The sequence below is a fragment of the Phocaeicola coprocola DSM 17136 genome (assembly GCF_000154845.1).
Classification (GTDB): domain Bacteria; phylum Bacteroidota; class Bacteroidia; order Bacteroidales; family Bacteroidaceae; genus Phocaeicola; species Phocaeicola coprocola.
On the sequence record NZ_DS981457.1, the window covers coordinates 240,442 to 262,595 of the forward strand.

The window sequence follows — 22,154 nt, forward strand, 5'->3', positions numbered from 1 at the left end:
AGTATAAAGGTGTGATTAAAGCACAAATATACGACTTTCCGGCATATTTACAAATAAAACAGACAGTTAGCCCCTTGCCCTATCTATTTATTTAGCCGATAAACTTTGAAATGCAGCAGAATACTTGTAGCTTTGCAACCGTTTTCATTTAGATAACTTATTATGGATTTTACTAAAAGAATATACGCTTTTGTCACTTTTCTGTTATGTTTCACATTTATTCTTCCTCAAAATGTACATGGAGAAGAAGATAAAGAAACGGAATTTCGTATCACAATTCTGAAAACAAGCGGCGAACCGCAGGTCGGAATGATACTGAAAATAAACGGACGGAGCGACAAATATCTGTCGAACGAACAAGGTGTGATTACATTTCAATACAAAATAGACAAGTCATACAACCGCCTTGCAAATATTTATTTTCCGGGAGATGAAACAAAAGCAGCAACTTCTTTTGTCCTGAAAGAAACAGAAACAAGTAAAACCATTTATCTTGACAGTCAGGAAGATATTGCCTCATTTAAACAAAACAACAAAACGGTCACAATAGAAGGATTTGTTAAAGACTCGTCTCAAAAGCCCATTCAGGGAGCTATCATCAGTATACAAGGAACCGGACGAAAGGTGTTGAGTGATGAAATCGGTCTGTTCCGCATAGAAGCCGACTATAATCACCCTATTACTATTCGGGCGGAAAGAATGGAAAACCGTTCGCTGAACATTACCACTTTCCTCCAGCATCCTGATGAACCATATACAGTCATCATGTATCGCAAGAACTCTACCCGTATTTATTCTGTCGTAGAGGAAATGCCTGAATACCCCGGAGGTATGAAAGCGTTTGTCAATTATCTGAAACGAAAACTGGTTTATCCGCCACAAGCAAAAAAAGAAAATCTTGAAGGAGTAGTAGCCGTACAGTTTGTTGTAGAAAAAGACGGACGAATCACCTCACCTACGGTTGTACGTAGTCTGCGAGCTGATATGGACTCGGCTGCCCTGACTGCAATACGTAATATGCCTAACTGGATACCTGCTCGTGAACATGGCATGCGAGTACGCTGCAAATATTCGGTTCCGGTACAATTCAAGATAGAACGTCCGAAGCCGGCTCCTAAGAAAACGCCACTTGCAACTGACACAATTGCCGCACCGAAAGACAGTCTTGGTACAGATTCACTGGCTACAGACTCATTGAAAAAGATTGTATTACCAGGCGATTCCTTATTAAAGGACTCATTACGAATCAAACCCGACTCACTGTTACAGAGAGGCGACAGCCTATTACTCCGACCAGATAGTCTGACTGTATTGAACGACTCGCTTGTTGTATCCAACGATTCGATAGCAGCACAACCAACAACCGACCAGCCGGCCGATAAACCTAAGAAAAGAAACATATTTGTACGCTTCTTCCGCTGGTTATTCGGTATAAAAGATTAAAATTAAATTACAATATAAACAGACACGGATTTATGCTACTTTCTCTCAAGAGAAGCCTGCATAAATCCGTGTTATTTTTTCCTGTAAGACCACTAGAAAATTCGTACAGAAAATAAAAAAACATCTCGATGTTTTTAAGAAAACATGGTGAAAAGTTTATTCAATCATCACCATGTTTTTTAGAAAAGAAAAAATACATTTTTATCGCTTCAAGTTAGAAAGCAAAACATTACCGTTAGCCACTGGATTCCAGCCATCTTCACCTTTCAACACCTCTTCCGGCTGATAAGCAGAAACGTCTTTCAACTGTTTAGCGTACGGTACACGTGCAGAAGTATCTGCTCCTTCCCCCTTATTCTGATACTCCGCATAAAAGACAGTAGATTCATTCGACTTCTTTCCCCAGTTATTCCATCCGGCAGGTAAAATATGCTTACCCAATTCACATTGAATGAACACTGCTTGTGCATAAGGGCGCCACGGGCGTGACAGATAAACTTCTTTTGCCTCATCGGCTCCTGTCAGACGACAATTCCAGAATACATAACCATACTTTTTCCCTTTATCAGTAGAAGGAGCTGTAACATAACCATTTCCTACACTGTGAATAGTACAGTCTTTAAACAAAGCAGTAGACCATCCAAAGATAAAGTCGACTGTTCCTTCGATATAGCATCCTTCATAATACTGACGACTGTCTTTTCCATACGTATAAAGTGTATCCTGATTTCCCAGGAAACGGCAGTTCTTAAAATAAGCACGGTCACCGTCTACAAAACAAGCAACAGCCTGCCCTACTCTTCCGGCCGTATTGGCAAATGTAATATTTTCGGCATAAAAATCAGGAGCATAGATATATACGGTAGATGAACCGGAAGTAGACATTTCCTCTCCGAAACAATTTTTCTTCGAAGCATAAGCGTCGTCTGTCAATACTGCTCCATCTTCTCCTATCAGAGAAATATTAATCTTTGACTCAGGAATAATCACTCGTTCTTTATATTCTCCTTTACGAACCAGAATCGTTGTACGCTTATTTTTTCGAAAATCGGGAACAGCATTGATAGCCTCCTGTACTGTAAAGAAGTCACCACTACCATCCTTTGCCACTACATAATCGTAAAAACGGACATATTTACCTAACTCCGGTAACTGTTTCTGAACAGCTTCGGCAGCCAGTGCCGCAACTTTACGCGCACCATATATATTCAGGTGAGTATTATCCTGACGTCCCTTCGGACAAGCAGCATAGGTGTCAGCAGGAATCCACATAAATAGTTTTTTCGATCCTTCAACCCCATAAGATTCTACCAGTTTCTTAGTAGCCTGATTCAGGTCAATAAAGCAGACATCCATTTCCTTAGCGACATTCCGCGGAGATTCCAGATATTTTCCGTGAGTATCAATCAGTGTATCTCCTTCTACTACAGCCTCATCCTTTTCCGGACGAATATCATCGGCTGCCACAGCATCTGGATTTACACCAAAATTCCGACGCACGATAGAATTAAACAACACAGGAATTCCTCCTTTGGCACGTGTTTCACGAACAAATTTCCGTAAATTCTCATCGAAGGTAGTTCCCGGATCTGTATGACGTTCCGGCTGAGGTTTTTCATCATTATGTCCGAACTGTATGAACACATAATCGCCCGGACGAATCTTGTTGACAACAGTTTTCCAACGTCCTTCATCGATAAAACTTTTCGAGCTTCGACCGTTCATCGCATGATTCTCCACACGGACATCTTCGGTAAAGAAACTTCCCAAGACATGTCCCCATCCCCGTTCCTGATTATTACCTTCCAACGGTTTATTCGACATAGTAGAATCGCCAATCATATAGATTGTTATCACATGATCAGCTTTAAATGCTGATAAAATCAAGACAATCAGCGCTACTAATACTAACTGAATTTTTCTCATCTCCTTTTTTATTTCTGTTTTACATTTAATTCTTTATTGAAGAAATCCAGAATCGCCTTCTGTATTTCTTTACTGCAAAAATGAGGCAAGTCGTATAATTTGGTCTGCAAGTGTTCACCGGCTCCCTGGCTATCCCATACTTTCCGCATAGTATCGTAAGCAGCCTCTACACCTTCTACCGGGAACAATTTATCTTTCTTGCCGTTAGTAAACAACATCGGCTTAGGGCAAGCAATAGATGCCACATGAGGATAATCCATATATCGGCGGATATTAGGAACCAGCATTGCATAAGCAGAACCACCTTTGTTCTGATTGTTTGTCATAGTCATCAAACTGTCCGTAGTATTCATCCAGCAGACAGCAGCTCCTGCCTTCACAGCATCAGTAGCAGCCATTGTCATCCAGGCACGGTGAGCTCCCATAGAAAATCCCATAGTCGCCACTTTTTCTTTATCTACCTGTGGCAAAGAAGCCAAGAACTCCGCACTACGGATATCATCCCAGGCTATCAGACCTCCCCACGACATTCCCATTTGTAACAAATTGGCAGACAAAGCCTGCTGAGAATCGTAACGTGCATACTCTTTCCGACCGCGTTCTCCCCAGAACAAAGCATCGAGAGCCAATACAACGTATCCGTTCTCTGCCAGATAATCGCCTACATATTGTCCGTCGTAACAACCTACAGCCCAGTTATCAGCATCCTTCATCACAATTTCTGAGACTCCAAACGGACGTACCATTTTTTCTTTTCCAATAGTAAAATGTGCTCCATGATCATGCAAAAGCAGAACAGCAGGAAATGGTCCTTTACCTTCCGGAACCAGCAGGTAAGCCGGCACACGAGAATATTCTGAAACATTGAAAACAATTTTTTGAGCCTCATAACCTTTGCGCTTTTCTGTAGCTATAACCTTCATATCGTAAGGAGCAACTGGGGGAGCCGGCTGTATGCACTCCAGCAGTTTCTCACGTGCCTGCTCACGCCATTTGCCGAAATCCTTTTCAGGAGCATTTCCCCATGCCATCGGATAAGTCAGACTTTTTTTCAACTGCTCATAAAACAGAGGCATATCATTTTGTACTTCATAACCCGTGTAAGCCTTTTCTGCTTCTACTTTTTTAAGCCATTCTTTATACAACTTAAATAATTTCTCTGGAGCATATGTATACCAGGCATATCCAACACGACGTTCTAGTTTTACATCCGAAAGCTTATATACTTTAATGCCATCACGGTTACACATAAACGGAGTATTATCGCTCATCTCATAAAAACGTGACCAGATACGGGGAGCCTTCTTATCCTTCACGACAACCAAGTCGTAAGGATATTCATGATTGGCAGCTTTATCTTCAGGAATAGCTACCTTTTCTACACGCATACCTGTTATCGCAACTCTCTCAAACCAAGCCATAGCTGCTTTGACAGACTCAACCACTTCATCAGAAGGATGAGGTATTTCCATCAGCAATCGAACTACATCGCAGCTTTCACCAGCTGTCAGAGAGGCCAGTTCGAAAGTACGTGCATTGGTCGGAAGCAATGTATTATTGTCATGCTGTTGCCCCCAAACGGTCTTAACTCCATTCTGTACATATTGTGCTCGCAAAATCATATCAATACCCTTATTAAAAGCCTGACAGATTCTTTTGCGCATCGTATCGTCCAGCCAGGAAAAATTCAAATCACCTTCGTTGATATGCAAAAACAAACGTAATACTCCGGTAGTAACCTCATCGTTAAAGGTAATAGCATCTACATCCCATCCACGCCAGCCTCCGTTTTTTTTCTGAGTTTTCAACAGATATTCCAGCCCATCGAGTACAGCGTTCTTGTACTTCGTTGCTTTGGTCAGCGTATAAACTTGTGCCAGATATTCTATCTGAGAATAAGTATTCCGGTTATCAAGCGTACTACGGCGATGATAATCCGACAAAGTATTCAAGACAGAATCGGCAGGAAGCTCTGCCATCCAGTCAATATTTTTGGGCCATCCTCCATCCTCATTCTGATAAGCAACAAAATTATCAGCAATCTTCGTATACTGCTCAGGCGAATAGCGTTTATAGTTCCGTTCTTTATGCTCCAGATTCCAATGGTGGATTCCATCATGTAATGCACTCATAGAAGGAACTGTCTGCGACATTGCATAACTGCCCACTCCCAGCAGCAAACTCATTAAATAATATTTTTTTTTCATGGCATGTTTACATTAAGATTGATTTGTTTCCAAAAATAAGCAAAATGAGAGGTGGAGAAAGGTAATAATTGTTCTAATGTGGTTATTATTTAACCAAAATCTCCACATATAATACATTCAAACATATTTTCTCCGTTAACAGACTAAAATATCCAAATGGTATACTCTCAGGCAGCATACAACAGCCTCTTTCTATCTGCCTCCCAGTCACTTCACATTTCCTTCCAAAGCTGCAATAAGCGCCATCATATTTTTAATATACGCAGCAACAGAAATGCATTGTTGTCCATCTGTACAAGGATAAGGAGAAGTATCAAAATCATCCCCCACCATCTTCCTGCTATAATCTTCCTTACCTGATAAATCAGGAGTCCACCCACAACGATATGGATGAGAAGTTGAAGGCAGATCAGAAAGCCAGTAACCTTGTTTTTTTACCTGAGCCATCAGATTACTGATTTCTTTCTCTGTTACAAGGCGAGGACAATGTGTATAATATTTCGGTAACGGACACAATTCATCTGATAATAAAGGTGATTGGGAAAGCAACTTATTTTTATCAATCTTTTTCACTTCATCGAAATCCTTTCTCAACTGTTCAGGATTAACAAAAGTAGCAGAACTATAATGGGCAATTGTATTTTCTATATTCTGATCTATATAATACTTACCATTATAAATATTACCTCCCTTCCGATGCACATACAATGGTTTTCCCGTATCAGGATCAATAAACCGAGGTACTAAGATTTCATCGGGATTGTCTGATTTACGATGCCATTTACGGACTTCTGTTTCAGGTAATTTTTGAGATTCAAGAAACTTAATAGCAGCAGGTATCCCCGAAAGGAAACGAGTATCAGCTGTCAGCTTATAATATTCCATCATCTGATAAATCATACCGACAGTAGTACCCGTATTTACACTGCGTGGCTCATAAGAACGAGCATGGGCAGGCTTTAAGTCGGTCACCGTATACTGATCTGCCCATCCTGCATAAGGCTCTCCTTGCTGAAGAGTTATCGTAAGGTACATTGCCCGCATAATAGGCTCCTTTATATTCTGAAGCCCCATAGCCTGATAGCATTGAATCAGGAAATCAATAATTTCCGGTGTTACATCATCGTTTAAAGTTATAAAAGAAGAATAGTCCTCCTTACCTTCAAAAGGATGATCGTATCGCAACGGATAACGCTGTGGCCAGCCTCCGACAGGATACTGACTTTCTAAAATAAAATGAATAACTTTTTCTAGCGGAACTTTATATGCAGGATCATTTTTCTCTACATACATACGTAATAAAAACTTAGCAGCAGAAATAGTGCCCAAATCATCGTAAGTAGCATTACCATAATAATGTCGGAACTCTTCCAGACGCCAGCCACTTTTTCCTACTGTTTCATACCACTCCTTCAAGGAGTTCTCTCCAGCAAAGTCAAATACGTAATTCCATCCCCCACATTCAAGTTGCCCCCATATTAAGACATTAGCAACTTTTTCGGCTGCTTCATAGTAAAACTCATCACCAGTAGCGTGATAGGCATCCAATAACAAATGACCAACACTCGGAGTTCCGGGAGGTTGAATCCAGACCATTGTCCTTTTCGCCTCCATTTCTCCCCACGAGCGCGACAAATCGGGCAAATAATTCCAGACAAAGCCTCCCCGATAACTTACACTGTCCATCATGTAACGGGTTGCAGATTTCATCGTGTTTAAAATATCCTCTTTCTCACCATTCAAAGAATGTGCCTGAATTTCCCCACAAAGACAAGCACCAGCAAAAAGAGTCAAGCCTACTTTAATACAAACAGGCTTCAGCATGTGTTTCATCGTTTATTTTATTTAAGATTCGTATTTATGCAAAAATAAAAAAAATAACAGATTTAAGAATATTCAGAATACTGAATTTATGTCAGAAAAGAATTTTCTTTTGCAACAAATATCACTATATTTGTGACAGTTCTATATAAAAAACACAATGATGAAAAAAATTTTATTCTCAGGCATATTTGCCTTCTCATTACTGGGGTTAACCTGTAATGCAGCCAACACAAACAACAGTACAGAAAAGGATTCTAAGGTTTCTTGTAACAAAACTTGCAGCAAGCCATTCATGTTCGAAAACCAGACAGAATGGGAACAAACCAGTGATAAAGGTGTAACCAGACAAATTATGGGATACAACGGTCAGGTTATGATGGTAAAAGTTAAATTCGAGAAAGGAGCTGTAGGGGCTGCCCACACTCATTATCATACTCAAGTGACCTATGTTGCAAGCGGAAAATTTGAATTTACTATCAATGGTGAAACAAAAGTTGTATCAGCAGGAGATGCGCTTTATATGGAGCCTGATGTAAAACATGGATGTAAATGTCTGGAACCCGGATTATTAATTGACTGCTTCTCTCCGATGCGTGAAACATTCTTACAAAAATAGTCTTAATCTGACACCCAAAATCAGGCATTAAAAATGCAGCGGTAAATAAGTTATAGGATATAAACTTAATAATATAAAATCAGCCAATTAATTCGTTATTCTGAATTAATTGGCTGATTTTGTATTCTACGCCAAATGATCTTCTTCGGAAGATACAACTTGTAATGAACGGTTTAACAAAAATGTAACTTAATCAGGAGATTTGAAAAAGAACATTATTTCGAATCCGGAAACAAATGTTGTACTAAACTATTCAAATAAATTTCCAGATTTGTATAATCAGGACTTAAATTATAGTTTTTAGCATCGGATCCATTATTTGGATTTAAACCATGCGCTTTTTCCCAGTCATCCGGCATACCATCTCTATCTGTATCCGCCGGAGCTTTTTCTGTCCGGTATTCAGGCCACCCTCCGACATCAGAAGGCTGATCAATCATCCCATTGGTACTACCGTGACTGCCTTGATAAGTATAATTCCCTTTTCTTGTTTCTGCTACAATTCTTGTATCATAAGAATCTCTTTTATAAGAAGCGCCGGCAAATTGCAAAACAGATTCAAAAGCGTCCCATGTTGACTGCAATGAAGTATGCTCAGCTATCTTAAAGGAAGTATCGACCAATAATTCCCTCTGCGGAGCAAAGTCATTTTTGATAACTAAACCATCGGAATTATTCTTATTTACTTTCATTATTGCCTGACGTTGCTTTTCGCTTAGACTAGCACAAGTCGGATCAATATAGTTTCCATTGAAATAAAAGACTCCATGTACTCCCTTCACATTATTATTTTTTCCATCATCCGGATAAGCAGTGAACAAACGTTTATAAGAGGATTTTGTTGCAGTATAAGGACCAGGCTTATAATAATTATTCAGAAAATTATAACTTCCTCCTTCACCGGCATAAGCTCCATCACTACCATAATTGTAAATCACATTATTAAACAGTTCTACCTTTTCCTCATCCGGCTTCCCTGTATAGCGGCTGCCACATAAACGAGGAGTACGGTTAGTATGATGAGCTAACAGATTATGATGGAATGAAGCTCCCTGTCCTCCCCATATGCCTCCATATCCATGAGCTCCTTTCTCGTGTATGGAATTGGCCAGACTCTCACTAATAATACACCATTGAAGCGTAAAATTACTGTTATCGTAAAAGGTAGCGCACTCGTCTGTACTCCAGCTCATGGAACAATGGTCGATAATAATATTACGATGATTCTTGAAACCGTTCATCGCATCATCGCCCTTTTGCTTGATATCTGCTCCCATACGTGAACGGATAAAACGGACAATAACATTATCTGCCTGAATACCAAAAGTATAATTTTTCAAACAGATACCATCACCCGGAGCTGTCTGCCCGGCAATAGTCACATCGCCATTACTTATCTTCAGCGGAGATTCAAGTTCTATAATACCACTGACGGCAAAAACAATCGTACGAGGACCTTTCTTACGGATAGCCCAACGTAATGTTCCTTCTGTTCCGTCATCTTTTAAAGATGTTACAATCAGCACCTGACCTCCAGCACCACCTGTAGTATACTTTCCTGCTCCATCAGCACCCGGAAATGCAGGAACTTCAGAACGATCAGGTACCGGATATGATTTCAAGCTCTGAGCCAGTAACGATACCGGCCCCATCAATAGCAAGCCGCAAAGTGTACCAGTCAATATCTTTTTCATACAACACATTCTATTTTAAAGTTGGATATAAACCTTCAACCAAACTATTTATATAAATCTCCAGATTTGTATAATCCTTACTTAAGTTATATTTTACTGCATCTGATTTATCTGCCGGATTCAATCCGTTCTGTTCTTCCCAGATATCAGGCATACCATCTCCATCGGAATCTACTTCGGAAGAATGTACCTCAACGTATTCATCCCATCCTTCAGCATCTTTCTGCGTATCAATAAAACCATAGCTACTACCATTAGATCCCTCTCGTGAATAAGTACCAGTACGGGTTTCATTTACAATACGTGTATCCACGAGATCTCGTTTGTTAGATACACCGGCATACTTCAGGACATCTTCATATGCATCTTGAGCCGACTGCATAAAAGAATAATCAGAAAGGATATCGAAACGCTTTGCAACCAGCATATTTTGAGCTGAAATCTCATTATTCTTCACGACAAAAGCTGTAGATGAAGTATTGTCAGAATTTGCCGCTTCTGCTTCGGCTAACTGACTTTCCGACAAATCGCTCCGTGTATCCATATAGTTGCCCGACAAATAAAACTTACCATATACGCCTGCAGCCTGATTGTTAGCGCCATCGTCAACATAAGCAGTGAAGAAGCGGCAATGTACTTTCTTGGATGCAGCTATCGGACCTGGTTTATAGTAGTTATTCATTATATTATAGGAACCACCTTGTGCCCCATAAGCCCCCTCACTCGACCAGTTATAAATAACATTGTTGCATAGATCGACTTGCTCCATATCTGCCCGATTGGAATAACGGCTGCCACACAAACGTGGAGTACGATTACTGTGATGAGCCAATAAATTATGATGGAATGTAGCAGGACTGCCTCCCCACAAACCGCCATATCCGTGACCTCCCTTTACATGAATAGAGTTAGTCAAACTTTCGCTGACAATACACCATTGCATTGTCATATTTGTATTTCCATAGAATGAAGCACATTCGTCTGTACTCCAACTCATAGAGCAGTGGTCGATAATGATATTTTTCTTTCCAGGATACGACGACTGATATCCATTCATCGAATCATCTTCCGTTTTACATCCATCTCCCATACGACAACGGATAAAACGAATGATAACATTGTTAGCATTGACACGCAGTGTATAATTCTTCAAACAAATTCCTGCTCCTGGAGCTGTCTGACCGGCAATAGTTATATCATCATTCTTTATAACCAACTGTTTGGTCAGAGCTATAACTCCTCCCACAGCAAACACAACCGTACGCTTTCCGGATTTCTCAATAGCCCAACGTAATGTTCCTTCAGAACCATCATCTTTGAGGGAAGTAACCACATAAACGGTACCTTCAGCTCCACCCGTCGTGAACTTTCCAGCTCCTTCAGCTCCGGGAAAGGCCGGAATTGTTGTCCGATCGGGAGCAGGATAAACAGGTAAAGACTCTTCTGGTATTTTATCATCGTTCGCTTGTGGCTCAGTCTGTTCTGAACAGGCAGATATTCCCAAGATTACTAACATGGTATTTATCAGCCACAATTTTTTCATGGATTCAACAGTATTCATCTTTCTATAGTAGATTTTCAGGTTCTAAATATCAAACTAAATAAAACACAAGTCCACAGACAGAGGAATCCCCTGTCTATGGACTTGTTTATTAACTATTTTACATTCTCAAACTGAGTTTTATTCATTCCAACGTGGATCACCAGCACCAGCAACACTGCTTTGGCTAGCCGACTGTATATGGAAATCACCTTCTGCAGGATTTACAAATAATTCTGTTGAAGATACACTCAGAATTTCCCCCCACTCATATCCACTGTTATACGGGCAATCGGTAGTTGTAAAGAGGTTGGTTGTAGTAGCAATGCCTTTCACACTAGTTGCCTTAATGGTTGATTCTGCTGTATAACTATACAACTGACCAATAATTGTATTCTTTACATCAACAGTTACATTCGACATTTTATTTATATCAATAAATGATTTGCCAGTAGCAACGCAATTATAGAATGTACAAGCATCAATAGAGATATGAACATTATTCTGCTGAGTAACCAATACTCCACCAGCACTAAGCGTATTCACTGTAGAGTTAGACAAACTTACTGAGTTAAGAGTAAATCCAGAAACTTTTGTCTGCAATACACCATACGAACCAATATCTGTCAATACACAGTTATCAATATTAATAGAACCTATAGACCCCTTTGCTCCGTCGCTCTGAACGCGAACTACACCACGAGTCTTACTAATATTACAATTGTCGATTAATATCTCACCAACAGTACCTTCTACATTAAAGTTCACAATATAATCATTTGCACTGCTTGTATTCTGCAAGTCAAGATTATAGAAGCGAATCAAATCATGGCTACCTGCCATAGAAAGTCCTTTAGGCATAAAGACTGGTTTTGTATCACCTGATTCACCCCAGAAAATAACAGATTTGAAATCAGCAGGGATAGTCAGTTCCATACTTTCACCCATATAATCTGTTGTAGAGCCATTAGCAAATACCAATACGACATTACCTCCATTATCCTGTATGTAATTGGCTGGATTTGCAAATATATCATTCAACATATCCGCATCAGAAACATTTACAATATCATAGCCAGCTGGATATGATTCGGTAGTAGTAAAGGTTCTTGTACCACGTTTTACGTCACCATTATAAATAGATACAGAATATTTTGTTTTAGGAGTTAGTCCTGTAAGAATATATGACGAAGCAGCTACTGCAGCAGCATCCAGTTCGATATATGTTGTATCTACCTCTTCGACATCATCTTTTGCTTCAGCCAACTTCAGTGAAGTAACCTCAGCACCTTCAGTCCAAGAAAGTACAGCACTTTCACCTGTAATAGAAGCAACCTCATTCAAAATCTGTTCAGCGCTTGTTTTAAAAGAATATTTTTCCAAATAAGTCCATTTTGAATCAGCCTTTACCGAAGACATTGATTTCATTCGTAGAAAATACTTTGTTTCACCTTGTAAGCCAGTAATAACATAAGGAGTTTCAACGATAGATTTATCTTTACCTAAAACAACAGAATGCTGCGTACCACCAATCTCTATTTCATCATACAAAGAATCTGTACTATATTCTATTACATAATATTCTGCATCGGGAACCGTTCCCCACGAAATCTCAGCAGATGTCGGTTGTGCAGAAATAGAAATTTTTGAAGCAGTCACACTGAACAAACGATCATGAGCGCTGTCTACATCCCAATCATTACCATCAGTACATGCAGTTCCGATGATAGAGGCCAGGAGCATAAAAGCTCCAGAACCTATGATATATTTAAACATCTTCATATCTTTATGTCTATTTTATTATTTAAATTAATCTGAATATCCATAAGAGTTATGGATATAACCATTTGCAGCCGAAATAGTAGTAGAACCAACAGGCAATAAATAACGGTTCTTAACCTGTACATTATCTCCAACTAAGCCACTTGAGATAGAAGGCCAGTTAGTTTGTAATTGTGTCTGCTTAGAGTCTTCTCTTTCAGCGCCATAGAATGACTTATTATCATCATAGTCAGATGATTCTTTTCCTTCTGGCAAACCATACCAAGTAACACTCGACATATCAATTTTAGTTTTGGTTTCATCTGTATAGTTGAAATAAACCTTTTCCGGATAATAATTAGGATTAGATTCATTCATCAGTTCATCATAATAAGTATCCTTAAATTCCTGAATCTTTTCAGCCAACAGATTCCAACGAATCAAATCAAATTTACGGAATCCTTCTCCAGCCAATTCCCATGCATTTTCATCAACAATAGCATCAAACATTGCTTCTTTAGTAGCTGGTATAGCTTCAATATATTTCTCAGCATCAGCCTTGTCTGCATCAGCAAAAGCACGTGTATGTACCATAGCTAATGCCTGACGAGCAGTCAATCCTGCTGATCCTTCATAATCACCATCAGGACCGGCCAACTCATTCATAACTTCAGCGTACCACAACAAAACCTGAGGATAACGTGCCTTCACTACATTAATACCAGACATCCACTTAGCATTTCCTGTAGCAATAGCAGCCTGACGCCATTCTTCATTCATCTTACGTACATCCCATTTTCCAACATAAATTCCAAATGGCGCATTGCCCAACATCGATTCTTTCGTTACGCCATTTTCTGCACCTAACTGTACCTGTGCACAAGTTATATCACGGCGCAAGTCTTTCTTATCGAATGAATAAAAGAATGGAGCTGTCAATTTCATCTTACCAGATGAATTACCTTTTACACCATATTCGGTTGTAGCACCGTTAACACGTACACCAACGGTATATCCTAACTCACTGCTAACACCAAGTCCCATCGGCATCTCAAATATATTCTCATGGTAGTTCTTATCCAGTTCACGCTGGTTAATCAAATACCATTGATTTTCTACAGACGGATTCAATTTATGAGTACCATTAGTTATAATAGCACTTAAATGTGACAGAGCCAGTTCATAAAGTTTGGTACGAGTTGCAGCATCCGGACGCTGAGTAGGATAAGTAGGATCAGTATAGTCTGCAGTTTCATATCCGTCCTTTGCTTGTTCACGAATCACCCATCCAGCACGAGTCATTGCAATATTCGCCAACAAAGCATGTGCATATCCCTTTGTCGCATGCTCTGTAGTATAACCCGATACCTCATCTGCCCAAGGCAGTAACTCTACAGCATTCTTTAAATCGACCATTAAAGTATCCAAAATAACATCGCGGTCTGTCTTATGCAAATAAGCATTACTTAAATCAGCCTGTGAAGGTTCTAACTTCAGTGGCACATCACCAAAGAAACGAACCAAATCAAAATAAATCATGGCACGCAGAGCTAAAGTTTCTCCTTTATAGCGTTCCATTGTTTTCCGTTCTGATCCACCAGAAGTAAGCAATGAACTAGAGTTAATACCCTCCAATGTTAAGTTTGCATCTTCTATAATACCATACATAGCATCCCAAAGTTTTGCTAAGTTACCCCAAGACGGGCTGGCATTATAGTTCATATTACCACGCTCACTGGTTGTATTGTCGGCATCAGCACCCAAACCATCGACTAATTCACAATCTGAGTTTAACCCCCAAATAATAGGAATATACTGTGAATAAGTCTGATCTTGTGCCAATCCACCATAAATTTTATTCACACGCAATCCTGTATAATAAGTAGAATTATATACAGTGTTGTCATTTAGTTCGGAAGGAGCTGTCTGTTCCAGAAAATCAGAACAAGAACTCATACCAGCAACTCCCGCAGCTAAAGCTAATAACTTAATTATATTTTTCATAAATAATATCATATTAGAATTTAGAATGTTACATTAATACCGGCTACAAATGAACGGCTCTTCGGATAAGCTGCATAATCAATACCCGGAGTCATTGCATTCTTTTTACTGCTTGTATCTACTTCTGGGTCTGGACCTGAATAGCTAGTCAAACAATAAAGATTATAACCTGTTACATAAATACGCACATTCTGCATAAAAGCTTTCTTAACCCAAGCCTTCGGGAATGTATATCCGATAGTAATATTATTGACTCTCAAGAAAGAGGCATCTTCTACTGCATAATCATTCAAATACATTGCTGTTACAGCAGCAGGATTATAAATATTAGCTCCTGTATTGAGAGCATTCAATCGTGCAATCAATCCTTCGGCACCACCATAGTAATCAACTGTTGAACTACTTGGCTTACCCAAATTCAGACCAGTTTCAGGATCAATCCAAGTATAGCGGTTATCCAAAGCAAAATCATTAACCAAGTTATATCCCTTTGCAGAACCTGCACAGAATGAATTAGCTAATTTAGTACCGTTCACAATCTGATTTCCGACAGAATAGTTAAAGAAAATATTGAAATCAAAGTTTCCAATAAATCCATCAAAACCAAATCCACCTGTTAACGGAGCAACTGTATTTCCCAATTTCTGTTTAATAGGATTACCGTTTTCATCACATTCATATTTCAACTGTCCAGGATAAGGCTTACCACCGGCCATAGAATAGCTATTATCTTTAATGCCTTCACGCAATTCCCATGAAGTACCATTCAAAACCAATTCACCATTTGGATTTGTCACCGGATCGTATGCTGTATAGAAACCGTTTGTTTTATATCCCCAGATCTCACCTAAGCGACCACCCTCTTCTACACGATAGTCTTCATATTTTGCAATAGTACTACCCGACCAGTTACTGCTCTGCCATGGATTTTCTGTACTCAGTTCATCAATGCGGTTACGGTTATAAGAAATATTAAAGTTGAAGTTCAATCCCCACTTTGCCTTATCAGCCAATACAGCATTTAATGTCAATTCAACACCTTTATTAGAAGTTTTACCAAAGTTCTGATACTGGTAGCTATAACCGGTATTCGACGGAATCTCTGTTTTCATCAACAAATCTTTTGTTGTATTCCAATAAAAATCCAACGATCCAGATAAGCGGTTATTGAAGAAACCATAGTCGAAACCGATGTTACGAGTAATAGTTGTTTCCCATTTCAAGTTTGGATTATACAGGTTAGAACCATGTTCCAGCATAGCTCCACGAGTTTCATCAAAGAAAGGAGCTTTACCTGTATTACCAGCCATTGTATAAGTAGTATACATTAAGCCAGAACTGATACGGTTATTACCGGCTGTACCATAGCTTAAACGAACTTTCAGGTTAGATAACCAGTCCTGAGTGCCTTTCATGAATGCTTCATCAGACAAACGCCATGCCAAAGCAGCAGAAGGGAATACTCCCCACTGATTACCTTTTGCAAACTTACTAGAACCATCGGCACGTACCGTTACCGTTAACAGATATTTATCCATTAAAGTATAGTTTACTCGTCCAAAGAAAGACAACATATTATCTTTAGCCGAAATTGTTGTCTGAGTAGGCAAAGCTGTACCAGCTCCCATGTTAGCCAAGACTTCGTCGATAGTCATAGTGCCAGGAAATGCAACAGAAGTATTCTCGAGTGATGTTTTCTGGCTGCTGCTTACTTCATGTCCCAGCAATACATTCAGTTTATCACGTCCGTCAAACAATTTCTTATTATCATAAGTCAAGGTATTAGCATTACGCCAATTTTTAGTGATATCACGAGTCAAAACAGACTGTGGTTGTCCATTATAACCCAATTTAGAATTCTGAACAGCATCACTAGCCCAAACCTGATCTGTATTATCATACTTCCAGCCATAACCAAATTCAGAACGGAATGTCCAGTTCTTGAATGGTTTCCAGTTTAATCCAACATTATAATTTTGATTAAATGTATTTCTCTTTTTATAAGTTGCAAGCAAACGTTCTAACGGATTCTTCTGAGAAGACGTATTATTTTCTTCATCATCACTGTTTGAAGTCAAAGGATCAACAGGGCGGAAACGAGCTGCATTCGCAACAATTGAGTTAGCTGCACTCGATTCATTTGTATCTGCACCACCACTCAAACCATCTACAGTAGTGTAGCTCATACGAGCATTAAAGTCCAATGTCATCCACTGACTCAATTCTGCATTAATTTTAGCATTAATGTTATTCTTATTGAAGCCAGAGCCCAACATGATACTCTTTTCATCATTATGAGCGTAGCTTACATTATATTTTACCTGCTTGCTACCACCGCTTACATTCACATTATACTGAGCCTGATTTCCGGTACGTCCGAAAATATCATCCTGATAATCGTATCCTTCAACTGACTTCCAGATATCCATATCAGAATAGTTTCCATAATCAGTAGAACCTAATTCATGCTGATAAGCAACATAATCATAAGGACTAAGTACTTTTGTCAACTTTGTAACTTTCTTAAGACCAAAAGAAGCACCAAAATCAACTTGGGTTTTGCCTTCTGTTCCACTCTTAGTAGTTACAATAATAACACCATTAGCACCACGAGCACCATAAATTGCTGTAGAAGACGCATCCTTTAAAACATCGATACTTTGAATTTCAGATGGAGCAATATCACTAATACTTGAAACAGGGAATCCATCAACAATATATAAAGGAGAGTTATCCTGAGACAAAGAACCACCACCACGAACACGAATCTTCACATCTGCATCAGGTGAACCTTCGGTTGTTGTAATGTTTACACCTGCCAATTTACCAGTCAAAGCTTCAGTTGCACTAGAAACAGGAACAGCAGCGATATCTTCAGCACTGACAGAGGCAACAGAACCTGTCAAATCGCGCTTGTTAACCGTACCATAACCGATAACTACAACTTCTTCCAATGTTTCTGTATCTTCTTCCAAGATTACATTCAGTTGTTTTTGTCCTTCATACTTTACTTCCTTGTTCTTAAAACCAATGTAAGTAAAAGCAATGACATCAGACTTTTTCACTCCGCTAAGTGAGAAATCACCATCTATACCAGTTATAGTACCATTAGTAGTACCTTTCACTACAACGTTGACACCAATCATTGGTTCACCGTTTTTGTCCTTTACAATACCTTGTACCTGCAATCCCTGAGCAAAAGATGCAAGACAAAGCATGCTCATGATGAGCAAAGAAACAACGTTCCTTATTCTCTGTTGATAATACATAAAAAATGCGTTTAAAGATAATATTAAAAATTAGTTTGCAAATATCTCTTTAACACACATTTTTTATGTATAAATTTTGATTTTAAAAACGTAAAAATTGTTCTATTAGTACAAATCCCATGTATTCGAGAAAGTATAGAACTCAGATTTCACCAGCATCTTAACATCTTTATCAGATAATTGCCGTGCCCAACTTACACGCTGACTTATATCAGCTCCTTCTCCCGTGTTCTTATACTCTGCATAACGAGCTGTCTTTTCGTTTTTAGGATTTCTCCAATTATCCCAACCAGCTTTTACTATATGCTTTCCTAATTCACAATTCATAAATAAAGTATAAGCGTACGGGCGCCATGGTCTTCCTAAATAAACTTTATCAACTCCCTCTTCTGCTGTTAACTTACAGTTATTAAAGATATATCCATACTTGATATTTTCAGGAGTCGATGCAGCTGTAACATAAGAATTTGCCTTACTGTGTATCGTACAATTCTCAAACCATGCAGTTGACGGTCCAAATATGAAATCGGTCGTTCCTTCGATATAACAATCTTCAAAATAAAGTCGAGTACCTGCAACTCCTGTATAGACAGTATCCTGATTACCCAAGAAACGGCAGTTAATAAAACGCAGACAATCTCCTTCTGTATGTAAAGCTACAGCCTGACCTAATTTAGGCGCATTGTTTTCTATCGTTATATTCCGAAAAGTTATATGGTTTCCTTCTACTTTGACTGTATATGTACGGAAGGTACCCATATTATTCATATTGGCATGATCTGCATTAGTTATAATCGTATTTTGCACATCCTCTCCTATGATTTCAACATTTTGCAGCCATGAAGGAATAATCAATTTTTCTTTATACGTACCCTTTTTTACATATATCTTTACATCAAAATCCATAAAAGCACGAACACTCTCCAAAGCCTCTGCTATCGTAGAATAATCGCCTGTCTTATCTTGAGCAACAACCAGCTCCCTAGGCTCAGCGAAACGTCGTTTTTCCTTAGGCAATCCTTCCCATTCCAAGCTGGCCAAAATAAAAGGTCCCACAGCTTTCGGGTCATTATCACGTACAAGTTCATTTATATAATAAGAATAATCTCCCATTCTGTAATTCTTTCCCCCTAATCCAGCAACAGCACATGCCTTTGTGATGGAAACAAGACCATTCTCATCAACTTTTATAAACTCATTCAAAATACCCTCATAGCCTTTACGGGCTACAGCAAAATATGATGAAGGTATATATCCCTTACGAACGGCCTTAAACAGAGAATAAACGAACATGCTGGAGCATGAAGACTCCAGATAGTTTCCAGGTTCTCCACTTTTATCCATAACCTGATACCACAAACCTTCCGGACTCTGATACTTTTTCAGAGTCTTTGCTATCTGATTCAAAATAACCAATACAGAATCACGTCCCGGCTCATGCAAAGGTATAAAATCAAGATTATCAACTATAGCCATTGTATACCACCCTAAAGCACGTCCCCAGCAATGTTGTGACTGACCGGTTGTTTTATCTGCCCATTTTTCTCGCTTGCTTACATCACATGCATGACGGAACAGTCCATTTGACGGATCATAGGTGTGACGTGCAACAATCTTTATCTGATTTATCACTTCCTGATAGGCATGCGGATCATTATTTCTATAAGCATATTCAGCAAGAAACGGCGTCCCCATATAAAGCCCATCCAGCCACATTTGATTAGGATAAACTTTTTTATGCCAAAAACCGCCATCTTCATTACGAGGCTGACCATCAAACTGCAGTCTCAACAGATTTAAAGCCTTTTTATATTTTTCATCCTTAGTCTGCTCATAAATCCGGAAAAGCATTTTCCCCGAATTTATACGGTCTAAGCTATAATCTGTCAACTTATATTTCTTTATTGTCCCATCCTCATTTACCATTGTATCTGCATACGCCAGCGCATAATCATAAAATTTCGAATCGCCATATCGATCATACACATCCATCATAGCCCCCAATTCTAATCCATGGCAATAATCCCATTTTAAAGAAGGCTGAAAATCTACTTGCCAAGATTCTGGATTACGTACCATTTCCGATTCGGCCATTCGTACAGACCAAGGTTTCTGTTTTTTTGGAAAATCTTCTGTAGTCTGAGCCATACTTGTAATACAAAGCATAGCTCCCAAACACCCTAATAAAATACTTCTGTTTTTCATGATTCGATAATTACTTTTATAAATACAAATATAGCCAAAAGCACGAATCCGTATGTGGATTTTCTGTGCTTAAAGGTAGATTTATTATTCACATCCTTACAATAATCGTGTACGATAACGGGAAATATTTGTTTATTTCAATAAAGTTTTGAATTAAATCATATTTCCGTTGCAAATTAAAAGAAAAGAACGTATTTTTGGTGCAATTTAAATTTATAATTAAACCTAATATCACGATTCACAGAAAGACAAAAGCAAATTATGGAACAAGTTTTTAGCTATATCATCGGTCTGGGAGCAGCGGTGATGATGCCTATTATTTTTACTATTTTGGGAGTATGCATCGGAATTAAATTCGGAAAGGCGTTAAAGAGCGGACTCCTTGTGGGAGTGGGATTCGTAGGGCTGTCTGTCGTGACGGCATTGCTCACAAGCAGTCTGGGAGATCCCCTGAAAAAAGTAACCGAAATCTACGGACTGAGCCTTGGCATTTTCGACATGGGATGGCCGGCTGCCGCATCGGTCGCATACAATACATCTGTGGGAGCTTTCATCATTCCCGTATGTCTGGCCGTAAACATCGTTATGCTTCTGACCAAAACTACAAAGACAGTAAACATCGACCTGTGGAACTACTGGCACTTTGCCTTCATCGGAGCTGTTGTATATTTTGCGTCAGACAATATATGGTGGGGATTCTTCGCTGCAATCATATGCTATATCATTACCCTGATCATGGCAGACCTGACAAGTAAACAGTTTCAGACATATTATGAAAAAATGGACGGAATATCCATTCCCCAACCTTTCTGTCAGGGTTTTGTTCCGTTTGCCGTAGTGATAAACAAGGCTCTCGACAAAATCCCGGGATTCGAAAAACTGAACATTGATGCGGAAGGCATGAAAAAGAAATTCGGTATCATGGGCGAACCGCTATTCTTGGGAGTCATTGTAGGATGTGGTATCGGAGCACTTGCATGTGAAAACACTCAGGAACTTGTAAACAATATCCCTTCCATTCTGGGACTCGGTATCAAGATGGGAGCTGTAATGGAACTTATTCCACGTATCACTTCGCTGTTCATTGAGGGATTACGTCCTATTTCGGATGCAACCCGTGAGCTCATTGCACGCAAGTTCAAGAATGCGGCAGGGCTGAACATCGGTATGAGTCCGGCACTGGTTATCGGACATCCTACTACACTGGTAGTCTCACTGCTGCTGATTCCGGTAACACTGTTCCTTTCTGTTGTCCTGCCGGGTAACCAGTTCCTTCCGCTGGCATCACTTGCAGGTATGTTCTATCTGTTCCCTGCTGTCCTGCCTGTTACAAAAGGCAACGTACTGAAAACCTTCATTATCGGACTGGTTGCACTGATTGTGGGACTTTACTTTGTAACCGATCTTGCGCCGTTCTTTACACAGGCTGCTCAGGATGTCTTTGCCAAGACCGGAGATTCGGCAGTGAAAATACCCGAAGGATTCCAGGGAGGAGCACTCGACTTCGCTTCAAGCTTGTTCTCATGGATCATTTTCCATCTGGTATATAACTTTAAAATCGTCGGTTCAGCTGTTCTGGTAATCTGTACACTGGCACTTGCCATTTTCAACAGAAGACGGATTATTAAGGAAAGCCGACAGGGATAAGTCAAAAGAATCAATATA

General features: G+C 39.4%; 12 protein-coding genes and 1 pseudogene. 3 read left to right on the top strand and 10 right to left on the bottom strand.

Annotation, left to right across the window (positions count from 1 at the left end):
- Positions 1-162: 162 nt before the first annotated feature.
- Complete coding sequence (locus BACCOP_RS19215; RefSeq protein WP_007566984.1) at positions 163-1,443, top strand: TonB family protein; 1,281 nt, start codon at positions 163-165, stop codon at positions 1,441-1,443.
- A gap of 201 nt (positions 1,444-1,644) precedes the next feature.
- On the opposite strand, the gene BACCOP_RS05060 is transcribed toward BACCOP_RS19215, so the two are convergent.
- The 4 genes and pseudogenes from BACCOP_RS05060 to BACCOP_RS05070 form a co-directional block, all read right to left on the bottom strand.
- Positions 1,645-3,369 (bottom strand): pectinesterase family protein, encoded by a 1,725-nt coding sequence (locus BACCOP_RS05060; RefSeq protein ID WP_007566987.1) that lies wholly within the window; start codon positions 3,367-3,369, stop codon positions 1,645-1,647.
- 8 nt (positions 3,370-3,377) lie between these two features.
- A complete protein-coding gene (locus BACCOP_RS20975; protein WP_040311839.1) occupies positions 3,378-4,514 on the bottom strand; it encodes a dienelactone hydrolase family protein in 1,137 nt (378 codons plus the stop codon).
- Positions 4,515-4,532: 18 nt separating this feature from the next.
- A pseudogene (gene pelA / locus BACCOP_RS20980) lies at positions 4,533-5,576 on the bottom strand (pectate lyase); the annotation flags it as partial.
- A 207-nt stretch (positions 5,577-5,783) separates the two neighbouring features.
- Positions 5,784-7,409 (bottom strand): pectate lyase, encoded by a 1,626-nt coding sequence (locus tag BACCOP_RS05070; RefSeq protein ID WP_007566991.1) that lies wholly within the window; start codon positions 7,407-7,409, stop codon positions 5,784-5,786.
- A 151-nt stretch (positions 7,410-7,560) separates the two neighbouring features.
- On the opposite strand from BACCOP_RS05070, the gene BACCOP_RS05075 reads away from it, so the two are divergent.
- A complete protein-coding gene (locus BACCOP_RS05075) occupies positions 7,561-8,016 on the top strand; it encodes a cupin domain-containing protein (protein WP_083779546.1) in 456 nt (151 codons plus the stop codon).
- Between the two features lie 215 nt (positions 8,017-8,231).
- Here BACCOP_RS05075 and BACCOP_RS05080 read toward each other — a convergent pair whose 3' ends face one another.
- The 6 genes from BACCOP_RS05080 to BACCOP_RS19575 all read right to left on the bottom strand — a co-directional run bounded on the left by BACCOP_RS05080 (position 8,232) and on the right by BACCOP_RS19575 (position 20,489).
- Positions 8,232-9,710: a hypothetical protein gene (locus BACCOP_RS05080; RefSeq protein WP_007566994.1), complete on the bottom strand. Its 1,479-nt coding sequence runs from the start codon at positions 9,708-9,710 to the stop codon at positions 8,232-8,234.
- Between the two features lie 10 nt (positions 9,711-9,720).
- Positions 9,721-11,253, bottom strand: coding sequence for a pectate lyase family protein (locus BACCOP_RS05085; protein ID WP_040311840.1), 1,533 nt, complete (start codon positions 11,251-11,253; stop codon positions 9,721-9,723).
- Between the two features lie 138 nt (positions 11,254-11,391).
- Complete coding sequence (locus BACCOP_RS05090; protein ID WP_007566996.1) at positions 11,392-13,032, bottom strand: DUF5123 domain-containing protein; 1,641 nt, start codon at positions 13,030-13,032, stop codon at positions 11,392-11,394.
- Between the two features lie 27 nt (positions 13,033-13,059).
- Positions 13,060-15,015, bottom strand: a complete 1,956-nt coding sequence (locus BACCOP_RS05095) for a RagB/SusD family nutrient uptake outer membrane protein (protein ID WP_040311841.1) — start codon at positions 15,013-15,015, stop codon at positions 13,060-13,062.
- Between the two features lie 20 nt (positions 15,016-15,035).
- The gene (locus tag BACCOP_RS05100) at positions 15,036-18,284 is read right to left on the bottom strand and encodes a SusC/RagA family TonB-linked outer membrane protein (RefSeq protein WP_007566998.1); all 3,249 of its coding nucleotides are present in this window, start codon (positions 18,282-18,284) and stop codon (positions 15,036-15,038) included.
- Between the two features lie 105 nt (positions 18,285-18,389).
- Positions 18,390-20,489 (bottom strand): pectinesterase family protein, encoded by a 2,100-nt coding sequence (locus BACCOP_RS19575; RefSeq protein ID WP_007567000.1) that lies wholly within the window; start codon positions 20,487-20,489, stop codon positions 18,390-18,392.
- A gap of 261 nt (positions 20,490-20,750) precedes the next feature.
- Between BACCOP_RS19575 and BACCOP_RS05110 the strand changes: the two genes are divergently transcribed.
- Entirely contained in the window at positions 20,751-22,136 is a 1,386-nt protein-coding gene (locus tag BACCOP_RS05110) for a PTS galactitol transporter subunit IIC (protein ID WP_007567001.1), read from the top strand.
- Positions 22,137-22,154: the final 18 nt, after the last annotated feature.

Excerpts from the sequence above, each read along its gene's own strand:
- BACCOP_RS19215 (WP_007566984.1), top strand. The coding sequence starts at position 163 with ATGGATTTTACTAAAAGAATATACGCTTTTGTCACTTTTCTGTTATGT.
- BACCOP_RS05060 (WP_007566987.1), bottom strand. The coding sequence starts at position 3,369 with ATGAGAAAAATTCAGTTAGTATTAGTAGCGCTGATTGTCTTGATTTTA.
- BACCOP_RS05070 (WP_007566991.1), bottom strand. The coding sequence starts at position 7,409 with ATGAAACACATGCTGAAGCCTGTTTGTATTAAAGTAGGCTTGACTCTT.
- BACCOP_RS05075 (WP_083779546.1), top strand. The coding sequence starts at position 7,561 with ATGAAAAAAATTTTATTCTCAGGCATATTTGCCTTCTCATTACTGGGG.
- BACCOP_RS05080 (WP_007566994.1), bottom strand. The coding sequence starts at position 9,710 with ATGAAAAAGATATTGACTGGTACACTTTGCGGCTTGCTATTGATGGGG.
- BACCOP_RS05085 (WP_040311840.1), bottom strand. The coding sequence starts at position 11,253 with ATGAAAAAATTGTGGCTGATAAATACCATGTTAGTAATCTTGGGAATA.
- BACCOP_RS05090 (WP_007566996.1), bottom strand. The coding sequence starts at position 13,032 with ATGAAGATGTTTAAATATATCATAGGTTCTGGAGCTTTTATGCTCCTG.
- BACCOP_RS05095 (WP_040311841.1), bottom strand. The coding sequence starts at position 15,015 with ATGAAAAATATAATTAAGTTATTAGCTTTAGCTGCGGGAGTTGCTGGT.
- BACCOP_RS05100 (WP_007566998.1), bottom strand. The coding sequence starts at position 18,284 with ATGTATTATCAACAGAGAATAAGGAACGTTGTTTCTTTGCTCATCATG.
- BACCOP_RS19575 (WP_007567000.1), bottom strand. The coding sequence starts at position 20,489 with ATGAAAAACAGAAGTATTTTATTAGGGTGTTTGGGAGCTATGCTTTGT.
- BACCOP_RS05110 (WP_007567001.1), top strand. The coding sequence starts at position 20,751 with ATGGAACAAGTTTTTAGCTATATCATCGGTCTGGGAGCAGCGGTGATG.